Below are 11831 nucleotides of genomic sequence, written 5' to 3'. Positions count from 1 at the left end.
CGGTCGCGATCTGCGTGGACGGCGACACCTTCACCGACGAGCCCGCGTGCAGGCCCGCGAGGATCTCGGCGGCGAACTCGACGTAGTCCACGCCGTACCCGCCGTCGAAGATCACGGCGTCCACCGTCGTGTTCTCCGCCATCCCGAACGGGTTGGTCGCGTCGCCCGTCCCGGTGGGCGCGGTGGTGGCGTCGTCGTCCCCGCCGTCGCCACCCCCGGTGGCGCACGAGGCGAGCGTGAGGCCGAACGGCAGCGCGGCGGCGGAGTAGAACGCCGCACGCAGGAGGGTCCGGCGGCTCGGGTCGGTGGGTTCCACCATGGGGTTCCTGGTCATCGTCGTGGATGCCCTTCGTCTCGGTTGTCCGGCTCTCGGCCTTGAGGTCCAGCGCCGTTCGGTGTGTGGCGGACGTCCCCCCGGACCGCGGCCGCGCCCAGATCGCACGCGCCCGCGGGTCGAGCGACGGGTGCCTCTTCGCCCCCGGCGATCGACGACGCCGTCGGTGTCGACGTCATCCTCGACGTCGCCAGAATCCGCATCTGTAAGGTTCCTCTCCCAATTCCGGAGATGGAGGGAACGTATTCACCGCTCGCGGTCCACGTCAACAGTCTCCGAGGTTTCGTGACCATTCCGGGACCAGCGCGTTCGAGAGGGGGATCCGCGGCGCCGCGGGACCCTCAGCCGACGACGGTCAGCCGGACAGGGGTGGGTTCGACCAGGACGGGGAAGTTGACCGAGCGCGCGATGAAGCACAGGGCGTGGGCACGGTGGTGCAGGTCCGTGATCACGGCGTCCGTCGCCGCGGGCCCCGGGTCGGCGGTCACGCGGGGACGCAGCGTCACGTCGGTGAACTGGCCCTCCCCGCGCGACTCGACGCGCATCGTGCCCGTGGCGTCGTCCGCGTAGCGGCGCACCACCAGCCGCGCCTGCGAGGCGAGGTGGAGGAACCACAGCATGTGGCACTGCGCGAGGCTCGCGACGAACAGCTCCTCCGGGTTGTAACGCGCAGGATCGCCGCGGAACGCCGGGTCGGCGCTGCCGGGCAGGGGCGCCTTGCCCGCGAGCGACACCTCGTGGTCCCGGGAGTAGGCCGTGTAGGACGTCGTCCCCGGCGCGGTGTCGTGCTCCACCCCGGGGTCCGGCCACGAGACGGTCACGGAGTAGTCGTGGTGGGCACCCATGGGGTCACGGTAGGGCGTCAGGCGGCCTTGCGCCTGCCGGCTCGCTTGGGGGTCCTCCCCCGCCCTGCGGGCTTCCCGGACGCGTCGTCGTCGCGCCCGGCAGTCGCACGCCGCGGCAGCGGCGCCGTCGGGACCGGCGGGTGCGCCGACAGCGCCTCCGCCAGGAACGTCCCGGTGTGGCTCTCGGGCACCTGGGCCACCTCCTCCGGCGTGCCCTGCGCGACGACCATGCCTCCCCCGGAGCCTCCCTCGGGCCCCATGTCGACGATCCAGTCCGCGCTCTTGACGACGTCGAGGTTGTGCTCGATGACGAGCACGGTGTTCCCCTTGTCCACGAGCGACTGGAGCACGCCCAGCAACCGCCGGATGTCCTCGAAGTGCAGGCCGGTGGTGGGCTCGTCGAGGACGTAGATCGTGCGGCCCGTCGAACGCTTCTGCAGCTCGCTGGCGAGCTTCACCCGCTGGGCCTCGCCGCCGGAGAGCGTGGGGGCGGGCTGGCCGAGGCGCACGTAGCCCAGCCCCACGTCGACGAGGGTGCCCAGGTACCGGGAGATCGCCGGGAACGCCGCGAAGAACTCGGCGGCCTCCTCGATCGGCATGTCGAGGACGTCGGCGACGGTCTTGCCCTTGAAGTGCACCTCGAGCGTCTCCCGGTTGTACCGGGCCCCGTGGCACACCTCGCACGGCACGTACACGTCGGGCAGGAAGTTCATCTCGATCTTCAGGGTGCCGTCGCCGGCGCACGCCTCGCAGCGCCCGCCCTTGACGTTGAAGGAGAACCGGCCGGGCCCGTAGCCGCGGACCTTGGCCTCCTCCGTCTCGGCGAAGATCTTGCGGATCCGGTCCCACACCCCGGTGTACGTCGCGGGGTTGGAGCGCGGCGTCCGGCCGATCGGCCCCTGGTCGACGTGCACGACCTTGTCGAGCTGGTCGATGCCCGTGACGCGGGTGTGGCGGCCCGCCACCTGGCGCGCGCCGTTGAGCTCGTTGGCCAGGACCGTGTGCAGGATCGAGTTCACCAGGGTCGACTTGCCCGACCCCGAGACGCCCGTGATCGCCGTGAGCACCCCGAGCGGGAAGTCCACGTCGATGCCGCGCAGGTTGTTCTCCCGCGCACCGACCACCGTCACCCGGCGGTCGGGATCGGTCGACCGCCGCTCGGCCGGCAGCGGGATGCTCCGGCGCCCGGCCAGGTAGGCGCCCGTCATCGACCCCTCGGCCTCGAGCAGCCCGGCGTACTCGCCCGAGTGCACGACCTCGCCACCGTGCTCGCCGGCCCCGGGCCCGACGTCCACGATCCAGTCGGCCGCGCGGATGGTGTCCTCGTCGTGCTCGACCACGATGAGGGTGTTGCCGAGGTCGCGCAGCCGGGTGAGGGTCCCGATGAGGCGGTGGTTGTCGCGCTGGTGCAGCCCGATCGACGGCTCGTCCAGGACGTACAGCACCCCGACGAGGCCGGACCCGATCTGGGTCGCGAGCCGGATCCGCTGCGCCTCACCGCCCGACAGCGTGCCGGCCGGGCGCTCGAGCGACAGGTAGTGGAGCCCGACGTCCACGAGGAAGCCCAGGCGTGCGTGGATCTCCTTGAGCACCTCGGCGGCGATGGCGCGCTCCCGCTCGCCGAGCTCCAGCCCGTCGAGGAACGTCTTCGCCTCGTCGATCGGCAGGCGGCACACGTCCCAGATCGACCGGCCGCCCACGGTGACCGCGAGAACCTCCGGCTTGAGGCGGGCCCCCTTGCACACGGGGCACGGGACCTCCCGCATGTACGCCTCGTACTTCTCCTTGGACCAGTCGGACTCCGTCTCCCGGTGCCGGCGCTCGAGGAACGTCACGGCCCCCTCGAACCCCGTGGAGTACTGCCGCTCGCGCCCCCAGCGGTTGCGGTAGCGCACGTGCACCTTGTGGTTGCGCCCGTGCAGCACGGCGTCCCGCGCACGCTGCGGCAGGGCGCGCCACGGGGCGTCCATCGAGAAGCTCATCTCCTCGGCGAGCGCCGTGAGGACACGCTCGAAGTACTCCGACGACGTCTGCGCCCACGGGACCACGGCCCCCTCGCGCAACGACTTCTCCGGGTCGGGCACCACGAGCTCGGGGTCGACCTCCAGCCGAAACCCGATCCCGGTGCACTCCGGGCACGCGCCGTAGGGCGCGTTGAACGAGAACGTCCGCGGCTCGATCTCGTCGAGGGTGAGCGGGTGGTCGTTCGGGCAGGCGCGCTTCTCCGAGAACTTGCGCACACGGTCCAGATCGTCGACGTCGGCGTCGACGAGCTCGACCATCACGAGGCCGCCCGCCAGCGACAGCGCCGTCTCGACCGAGTCCGTGAGCCGGCGCTGCACGCCGTCGCGCGCCACGAGCCGGTCCACGACGACCTCGATGTCGTGCTTCAGCTTCTTCTCCAGCGCGGGCGGCTCCGCCAGCTGGACGACCTCGCCGTCCACCCGCGCCCGTGCGAACCCCTGGGTCTGCAGCTCGGAGAAGAGGTCGACGTACTCGCCCTTGCGCCCGCGCACCACGGGCGCCAGGACCTGGTAACGCGTGCCCTCGGGGAGCTCGAGGAGCTTGTCCACGATCTGCTGGGGCGTCTGCGAGCGCACCGGCTCGCCGCACACCGGGCAGTGCTGGGTGCCCGCGCGGGCGAACAGCAGGCGCAGGTAGTCGTAGACCTCCGTGATGGTCCCCACCGTGGAGCGCGGGTTCCGATTGGTCGACTTCTGGTCGATCGACACCGCCGGGCTCAGGCCCTCGATGAAGTCGACGTCGGGCTTGTCCATCTGGCCGAGGAACTGCCGGGCGTAGGCCGACAGCGACTCGACGTACCGCCGCTGCCCCTCGGCGAAGATGGTGTCGAAGGCCAACGACGACTTGCCCGAGCCGGACAGGCCCGTGAAGACGATGAGCCGGTCCCGCGGGAGGTCGAGCTCCACGTTGCGAAGGTTGTGCTCGCGGGCGCCGGAGATGACGAGGCGGTTGCTCACCGGAGCATCCTACGACCGCCCACCGACATTCGTACAGGCGTTCTATCCGGGTCCTGCGTGGCACCGCCCGGCGTCGGCCTCACGGGCGGCCCCGGACACCCGGCGCGTGCCCGGCACCGACCGTGCTTGGATGGCTGCCATGGCCGTCTTCGCAGTGACCTACGTGTACGTGGCAGACCCCGACCGGCTCGGCGAGGTGCGTCCCGAGCACCGGGCGTTCCTGCGCGACCTGCTCGCGCAGGGCTCCCTCCTGGCGTCGGGCCCGCTGCCCCCGACGCCCGACGGCGAGCCGGGGGGCGCGCTGCTCGTCGTGGAGGCGCAGGACCCGACGGGGGCGCTCACGCTGCTGGACCCGGACCCGATGCGCCGTGCCGGCCTGGTCGCGGAACGCTCCGCGCGTGAGTGGCAGCCCGTCATCGGTGCCCTGGCGTCCTGACCCACCGCCCTGGCGAGCTCTCCCCGGGGCGTCGGGTCACGCCTGCTGGCTCGGCTCCTGCGCCTCCCGCTCCGCCGCGGCGACCGCCGCGGAGCGGCGGGTCTTGAGCAGGCTGGCCACGGTCGCGAGCGCGATCGAGCCGAGGATCACCGCGAGGGAGAGCCAGATCGGCACCTCCGGCGCCCACGCCACGTGGTGCCCGGAGTTGATGAACGGCAGCGTGTTGGAGTGCAGGGCCTCGAGGATCAGCTTCACGCCGATGAACCCGAGGATGACCGCGAGCGCGATCGGCAGGTAGACGAGCCGCTCCAGGAGCCCGCCCAGCAGGAAGTACAGCTGCCGCAGCCCCATGAGCGCGAACAGGTTCGCGGTGAAGACGATGAACGGGTCCGTGGTGAGCCCGAAGATCGCCGGGATGGAGTCGAGCGCGAAGAGCAGGTCGGTGGACCCGATCGCCACGAACACGACGAGCATCGGCGTGAAGAGCCGTGTGCCGTCCACGACCGTGCGGACCTTCGCGCCGTCGTAGTCGGGGCTCAGGGGCAGGACCCGCCGCAGCAGGCGGATCGCCACGTTCTCCTTGAACTCGGCCTCGTCGTCCTCCCCCGCGACCAGCTTGATCGCCGTGTACACGAGGAACGCGCCGAACAGGTAGAACATCCAGACGAACTGCTCGAGGATCGCGGCACCGGCCAGGATGAACGCCGCACGCAGCACGAGCGCGATGATGATCCCGACCATCAGGACCATCTGCTGGTGCTGCCTCGGCACGGCGAACTTCGACATGATGATGACGAAGACGAACAGGTTGTCGACGCTGAGCGAGTACTCCGTCAGCCAGCCGGCGTAGAACTCCCCCGCGGGTGCGGCGCCCCCGACCCCGAGGACCACCAGCCCGAAGACCAGCGCGAGGCCGACGTAGAACGCGACCCAGACGCCGCTCTCCTTCATCGACGGCACGTGCGGGCGCCGCCCGACGATCACCAGGTCCGCGGCCAGCAGCGCGATCAGCGCGACCAGCGACGCCGCCTCGAACCAGTACGGGAGCTCGTGGGTCATACCTCAGCCTCTCGGGTGGATCAGGAGTCTCGGGAGCGGGGGGACTCGGCGGGGGCCTCGGTGTCGGCGCGGGTCTCGGACGTGGTGCCGGGCCGCGGTGCGTCCTCGGACGGCACGTCCGGCGTTTCCGCCCGGGACACGGGAGCGGTCGTCGCCGTGGCGAGGCGACCCCCACGGTCGCGGCGGTCCCGAGCGAGCGAGGCGATCGTGGTGATCGCCAGGACCACGACGATGAACGCGAGGGAGACCGTGGTGGAGATCTCCGGGATCGCCTCGACGTGCTCGCCGCCGTTGACGAACGGCAGGTCGTTGGTGTGCAGGGCGTGGATGACGAGCTTGATGCCGATGAAGCCGAGGATCGCGGCGAGGCCGTAGTTGAGGTAGACGAGACGGTCGAGGAGCCCGTCGACGAGGAAGTAGAGCTGACGCAGGCCGAGCAACGAGAACGCGTTGGCGGTGAAGACGAGGTACGTCTCCTGCGTGAGCCCGAAGATCGCCGGGATCGAGTCGACCGCGAACAGCAGGTCGGCACTGCCGATCGCGATCATCACGATGAGCATCGGGGTGATGTAGCGCTTCCCGTCGACCTTCGCGGTCATCTTGCTGCCGACGTAGTCGTCGGTCGTCGGGAACAGCCGACGGGTCAGGCGCAGGACGGCGTTCTCGTTCCACTCGTCGTCGTGACCGGTCCCGGAGCGGGCCTGGGCGATCGCGGTCCAGATGAGGAACGCCCCGAAGACGTAGAAGACCCAGGCGAAGTTCGCGATGATCGCCGCGCCGGCGGCGATGAAGATCGTGCGCAGCACGAGCGCCACGGTGATGCCGATCAGCAGCACCTTCTGCTGGTGCTCCCGCGGCACGCGGAAGCTCGTCATGATGAGCACGAAGACGAAGAGGTTGTCGACGCTCAACGACTTCTCGGTGATGTACCCGGCGAAGTACTCGCCTCCGTAGTCGCCGCCCCACGCGATCCAGACGATGAGCCCGAACACGAGCGCCAGGGCGACGTAGACCGCCGACCACGTGGCCGACTCGCGCAACGTGGGGGCGTGCGGCGTGCGCACGTGGCCCAGGTAGTCGACGGCGAGCATCACCAGGATGGCGGCGACGGTGACGATCCACACCCACACGGGGACGTCCATAGAACCTCCGGTTGCCTAGCACTGAGCACCGAAGGTCTTCTCCGCCCCTGCCGGTCCCGGCGAGGGCGGGCGAGGCCGGATCGGCAGTCCGTGCCGATCGGGATGACGACCTCACCGCTTGTGGAGTACTCCCCTGCGTCCGGCAAGCATACGGTACCGAGGCACCCTCGTCGTGCCGGCCCGGGCCGCGACCGTCCGGACCCGCAGGTCAGGCGGTCGCCTCCTGCATCTGCCGCAGCTCCTTCTTGAGCCCGCCGATCTCGTCGCGGAGCCGCGCGGCGACCTCGAACTGGAGCTCGGCGGCGGCGGCGTGCATCTGGTCGCTGAGCTCGGTGATGAGCTCAGCGAGCTCGCTCGCCGCCACGCCCGCGAGGCGGTTGCCCGTGACGGCCGCCTCCTTCGGGGCGCCCGGGACGGGGGCCTTCCCCTTGCCCTGGCTCCCGGCCGGGGCCTTGCGGTACCCGCCGGCCAGCAGCTCGGCGGTGTCGATGTCCTCACGCGCCAGCATGTCGGTGACGTCCGCGATCCGCTTGCGCAACGGCTGGGGGTCGATTCCTCGCTCGGCGTTGTAGGCCATCTGCTTCTCGCGGCGGCGGTTCGTCTCGTCGAGGGCGTACCGCATCGCCGGGGTGATCTTGTCCGCGTACATGTGCACCTGACCGGTGACGTTGCGCGCCGCGCGGCCGATCGTCTGGATGAGCGACCGCTCCGAGCGCAGGAAGCCCTCCTTGTCCGCGTCGAGGATCGCGACCAGGGACACCTCGGGAAGGTCGAGGCCCTCACGCAGCAGGTTGATGCCGACGAGGACGTCGTACTCGCCCATGCGCAGCTCGCGCAGCAGCTCGACGCGCCGCAGCGTGTCGACCTCGGAGTGCAGGTACCGCACCCGCACGTCCCGCTCGAGGAAGTAGTCCGTGAGGTCCTCGGCCATCTTCTTGGTCAGCGTCGTCACCAGGACGCGCTCGTCGCGGTCGACGCGCTCGCGGATCTCGCCGAGCAGGTCGTCGATCTGGCCCGTGGTGGGCTTGACCACGACCTCCGGGTCGACGAGGCCCGTCGGGCGGATGATCTGCTCGACGACGCCGTCCGACATCGAGAGCTCGTAGTCGCCGGGCGTGGCCGACAGGTAGACCGTCTGGCCGATGCGCTCGACGAACTCCTCCCAGCGCAGCGGACGGTTGTCCATCGCGCTCGGCAGCCGGAACCCGTGCTCGACCAGGGAGCGCTTGCGCGACATGTCGCCCTCGAACATGGCACCGATCTGCGGCACGGTCACGTGCGACTCGTCGATGACGAGCAGGAAGTCCTCGGGGAAGTAGTCCAGCAGGGTGTTCGGCGGCGACCCGGCCTCGCGGCCGTCGATGTGGCGGGAGTAGTTCTCGATCCCGCTGCAGGTGCCGATCTGGCGCATCATCTCGATGTCGTACGTGGTGCGCATGCGCAGGCGCTGCGCCTCGAGCAGCTTGTTCTGCCTCTCCAGGTCCGCGAGCCGCGCGGCCAGCTCCTCCTCGATCCCCGCGATCGCGCGCTCCATCCGCTCCGGCCCCGCCACGTAGTGCGTCGCCGGGAACAGGTAGACGCTCTGCTCGCTGCGGATCACCTCGCCCGTCAGCGGGTGCAGCGTCTGGATCGACTCGATCTCGTCGCCGAACATCTCGATCCGCACGGCGAGCTCCTCGTACACCGGGATGATCTCCACGGTGTCGCCGCGCACCCGGAACGTGCCGCGCGTGAACGCGGTGTCGTTGCGCGTGTACTGCATCTGCACGAAGCGGCGCAGCATCTCGTCCCGGTCCACGACGTCGCCGACGTCGAGGCGCACCATGCGGTCCACGTACTCCTGCGGTGTGCCGAGGCCGTAGATGCACGACACCGAGGCCACCACGACGGTGTCGCGCCGGGTGAGCAGGTTCGACGTCGCCGAGTGCCGCAGCCGCTCCACCTCGTCGTTGATCGACGAGTCCTTCTCGATGTAGGTGTCCGTCTGCGCGATGTACGCCTCGGGCTGGTAGTAGTCGTAGTACGACACGAAGTACTCGACCGAGTTGTTCGGCAGCAGCTCGCGGAACTCCGTCGCGAGCTGCGCCGCCAGCGTCTTGTTCGGCGCCATCACGAGCGTGGGCCGCTGCAGCTTCTCGATCAGCCAGGCCGTCGTGGCGCTCTTGCCCGTGCCCGTGGCGCCCAGGAGGACGACGTCCTTCTCCCCCGCCTCGACACGGCCGGCGAGGTCCGCGATCGCCGCCGGCTGGTCGCCGGAGGGCTCGAACTCGGAGACCACCTCGAAGGGGGCCACCGCACGCTGCAGGTCGGTCACGGGTCGCATGTCACCACGGTACGGCGCGCCACCGACACCCGGCCTCCCGGCCTCAGGACACCTGCGAGGCGTCCGACTCCTGCGCGACCTCGTGCTCGAGCCGCCGCCACAGCGCGTCCACCTGCGCCCGCAGCTCCTCCTCGGTGCCCGTGCCGTCGAGCGTGACGTCCGCCGCCGCCCTCCGGTCCGCGTCCGACGCCTGGGCCCGCACGCGCGACCACGCCTCCGCCTCCTGCAGGCCTCGGCCGTCCACGAGCCGCGCCACCCGTTGCTCGGCGGGCGCGTCCACCACGACGAGGAGGTGGAAGCGGTCCGACTGGCCGGTCTCGACGAGCAGCGGGATGTCGTGCACCACGACGGCGTCCGGGTCGGCCGCGCCCGCCAGCGCCTCCTGCTCGGCGGCGAGCCGCCGGATCTCCGGGTGCAGGACGCCCTCGAGCCGGGACCGCGCCTCGTCGTCGTCGAAGACCAGCCGCCCGAGCGCGGGGCGGTCCAGCGACCCGTCGGGCGCCAGGACGCCGTCGCCGAACGCCTCCACGACCCCCTGGAGCCCGACGGTGCCCGGCGCGACGGCCTCCCGCGCCAGCAGGTCGTGGTCGACGACGACGGCACCGAGCTCGGCGAGGCGGCGCGCGGCGACGGACTTGCCGGCGGCGATGCCGCCCGTGAGACCGATGCGGAGCATGGGGACCATCCTGCCCCCGGCGTAGGCTTCCCGCCAGGAGCGCCCGCGACCCGGGCGCCGAGCCGGACGCACGGAGGTGGGATGGTCGGCGGACGCGCGATGCGCTCGTACCTCGGGGACCAGGACGTCAAGGACCACCGGCTGGCCTCCTCGACGCCGCGCAGGGTCCTCGCCTTCGCCCGCCCCTACCGGGGGCGGCTCGCGGTGTTCGTCGCCCTCCTGGCCGTCAGCGCGGCGGCCGGCGCGGTCACGCCCCTGCTGTTCCGGCGCATCATCGACGACGGCATCGCCGGCGGCGACCGGGCGCTCGTGCTCGGCCTCGCGGCGGCGGCCGTGGGCGTGGCGCTCCTGTCGGCGGCGCTCTCCGTGGTGGAGAGGCTGCTGTCGGCGCGGGTCGGCGAGGGGCTCATCGTCGACCTGCGCACCGCGGTCTTCGACCACGTGCAGCGGATGCCGCTGGCGTTCTTCGCCCGGGCCCGCACCGGCGCGCTCGTCCAGCGGCTCAACGGGGACGTCCTCGGCGCGCAGCAGGCGTTCACCTCCACGCTGCAGACGGTGGTGTCCAACGGCCTGACGATCGCCTTCACGCTCGCCGCCATGCTCGTCATGTCGTGGCGGCTCACGCTGCTGTCGCTCGTGCTGCTGCCCGCCTTCGTCCTGCCCGCCCGCTGGTTCGGGCGCCGCCTCGCCGCCCTCACCCGCACCGGGTACGAGCTCAACGCGGAGGCCGGCCAGCTCATGAACGAGCGCTTCAACGTCGCCGGCGCCCACCTGGTCAAGGTCTTCGGCGACCCGGACCGCGAGTCGGCCGCCTACGCCGCCCAGGCGCGCCGGCTCCGCGATGTCGGCGTGCGGACCGCCCTCCTGGGCACCTGGTTCCGCGTCGGGCTCACGACCCTCGCCTCCGTCGCGATCGCCCTGGTCTACGGCCTCGGCGGCCTGCAGGCGATCTCCGGCGACCTGACCGTCGGCACCCTGGTGGCCCTCACCGCGTACCTCGGGCGGCTGTACGGACCGCTCACGGCCATGTCCAACGTCCAGGTGGACGTGATGACGGCGCTCGTCAGCTTCGAGCGCGTGCTCGAGGTGCTCGACCTGGAGCCCACCGTCGCCGAGCGGCCCGGCGCCTCCGATCTGCGGACCGCCGTCGCCGCGCACGGCGCGCGCATCGAGCTCGACCACGTGACGTTCCGCTACCCGCGCGCCGACGAGGTCTCCTTGGCCTCCCTCGAGTCCGTGGCGACCGTGCGGTCCGACCCGTCGGCCGACACCCTGCACGACGTGTCGTTCACCGTGCCGGCCGGCACGATGGTCGCCCTCGTCGGGCCGTCCGGGGCGGGCAAGACGACGGTCTCCCAGCTGGTCACGCGCATGTACGACCCCACCTCGGGCACCGTGCGCATCGCCGGCGCCGACCTCCGCGACGTCACCGCCGCGTCCCTGCGCGGCACCGTCGGCGTGGTCTCGCAGGAGGCGCACCTGTTCCACGACACCGTGGCCGCCAACCTGCGCCTCGCCCGCCCCGAGGCCACCGACGACGACCTCGAGCGCGCGCTGCGCCAGGCACGGGTCTGGTCGCTGGTGGCCGGGCTGCCGGAGGGCCTCGACACGGTCGTGGGAGACCGCGGGTACCGGCTCTCGGGCGGGGAGCGGCAACGCCTGGCCATCGCCCGGCTGCTGCTCCGCGCACCCGACGTGGTGGTGCTCGACGAGGCGACGGCGCACCTCGACTCCGAGTCCGAGGCCGCGGTGCAGGCCGCCCTGGACCAGGCGCTGGCCGGGCGCACCTCGCTCGTGATCGCCCACCGGCTCTCGACGGTGCGCGCCGCGGACTCGATCGTCGTGCTCGACGACGGCCGGGTCGTCGAGCAGGGCACGCACCTCGAGCTGCTCGCCGCCGGCGGCCTGTACGCCGAGCTCTACGCCACCCAGTTTGCCGACGCCGGCCCGCAGGTCCCGTAGAGCCCCGTAGGCCGCACGGTCCGGCCCGCACGGTCCGGCCCGCCCGACCCGGCCCCGCGCCACCGCCCTGCCC

8 protein-coding genes and 1 pseudogene are annotated in these 11831 nt (G+C 71.7%); 2 read left to right on the top strand and 7 right to left on the bottom strand.

Annotated features, from left to right (window positions below):
* From EYB28_RS10400 to uvrA, 3 genes and pseudogenes are all read right to left on the bottom strand, one after another.
* Window positions 1–334 (bottom strand): annotated as a pseudogene (locus EYB28_RS10400) (carbohydrate ABC transporter, N-acetylglucosamine/diacetylchitobiose-binding protein); the annotation flags it as partial.
* A gap of 341 nt (window positions 335–675) precedes the next feature.
* Window positions 676–1179 carry an OsmC family protein gene (locus EYB28_RS10395; protein ID WP_166847446.1) on the bottom strand — a complete coding sequence of 168 codons (504 nt, stop codon included), beginning with the start codon at window positions 1177–1179 and terminating at the stop codon, window positions 676–678.
* Window positions 1180–1196: 17 nt separating this feature from the next.
* Window positions 1197–4160: an excinuclease ABC subunit UvrA gene (gene uvrA, locus EYB28_RS10390; RefSeq protein ID WP_240930494.1), complete on the bottom strand. Its 2964-nt coding sequence runs from the start codon at window positions 4158–4160 to the stop codon at window positions 1197–1199.
* A 139-nt stretch (window positions 4161–4299) separates the two neighbouring features.
* Between uvrA and EYB28_RS10385 the strand changes: the two genes are divergently transcribed.
* Window positions 4300–4596, top strand: coding sequence for a YciI family protein (locus EYB28_RS10385; protein WP_166847444.1), 297 nt, complete (start codon window positions 4300–4302; stop codon window positions 4594–4596).
* 36 nt (window positions 4597–4632) lie between these two features.
* On the opposite strand, the gene EYB28_RS10380 is transcribed toward EYB28_RS10385, so the two are convergent.
* From EYB28_RS10380 to coaE, 4 genes are all read right to left on the bottom strand, one after another.
* On the bottom strand, window positions 4633–5655 hold the full coding sequence (locus EYB28_RS10380; protein WP_166847442.1) for a TerC family protein: 1023 nt from the start codon (window positions 5653–5655) through the stop codon (window positions 4633–4635).
* A 20-nt stretch (window positions 5656–5675) separates the two neighbouring features.
* Entirely contained in the window at window positions 5676–6797 is a 1122-nt protein-coding gene (locus EYB28_RS10375; RefSeq protein WP_166847440.1) for a TerC family protein, read from the bottom strand.
* A gap of 208 nt (window positions 6798–7005) precedes the next feature.
* Window positions 7006–9120, bottom strand: a complete 2115-nt coding sequence (uvrB, locus tag EYB28_RS10370; RefSeq protein WP_166847438.1) for an excinuclease ABC subunit UvrB — start codon at window positions 9118–9120, stop codon at window positions 7006–7008.
* Window positions 9121–9163: 43 nt separating this feature from the next.
* Window positions 9164–9796: a dephospho-CoA kinase gene (gene coaE / locus EYB28_RS10365; RefSeq protein ID WP_166847436.1), complete on the bottom strand. Its 633-nt coding sequence runs from the start codon at window positions 9794–9796 to the stop codon at window positions 9164–9166.
* An 81-nt stretch (window positions 9797–9877) separates the two neighbouring features.
* Here coaE and EYB28_RS10360 point away from each other — a divergent pair, with 81 nt between their 5' ends.
* A complete protein-coding gene (locus EYB28_RS10360; RefSeq protein ID WP_166847433.1) occupies window positions 9878–11758 on the top strand; it encodes an ABC transporter ATP-binding protein in 1881 nt (626 codons plus the stop codon).
* Window positions 11759–11831: the final 73 nt, after the last annotated feature.

Source organism: Isoptericola sp. BMS4, from assembly GCF_011634835.1.
In the GTDB taxonomy this organism is placed as follows: Bacteria; Actinomycetota; Actinomycetes; order Actinomycetales; family Cellulomonadaceae; genus Isoptericola.
This window is presented reverse-complemented; position numbering and strand designations above follow the sequence as displayed.

Coding starts and splice junctions, on each gene's coding strand:
- EYB28_RS10375 (WP_166847440.1), bottom strand. CDS start 6,797: ATGGACGTCCCCGTGTGGGTGTGGATCGTCACCGTCGCCGCCATCCTG.
- EYB28_RS10360 (WP_166847433.1), top strand. CDS start 9,878: ATGGTCGGCGGACGCGCGATGCGCTCGTACCTCGGGGACCAGGACGTC.
- EYB28_RS10380 (WP_166847442.1), bottom strand. CDS start 5,655: ATGACCCACGAGCTCCCGTACTGGTTCGAGGCGGCGTCGCTGGTCGCG.
- EYB28_RS10395 (WP_166847446.1), bottom strand. CDS start 1,179: ATGGGTGCCCACCACGACTACTCCGTGACCGTCTCGTGGCCGGACCCC.
- EYB28_RS10385 (WP_166847444.1), top strand. CDS start 4,300: ATGGCCGTCTTCGCAGTGACCTACGTGTACGTGGCAGACCCCGACCGG.
- coaE (WP_166847436.1), bottom strand. CDS start 9,796: ATGCTCCGCATCGGTCTCACGGGCGGCATCGCCGCCGGCAAGTCCGTC.
- uvrB (WP_166847438.1), bottom strand. CDS start 9,120: ATGCGACCCGTGACCGACCTGCAGCGTGCGGTGGCCCCCTTCGAGGTG.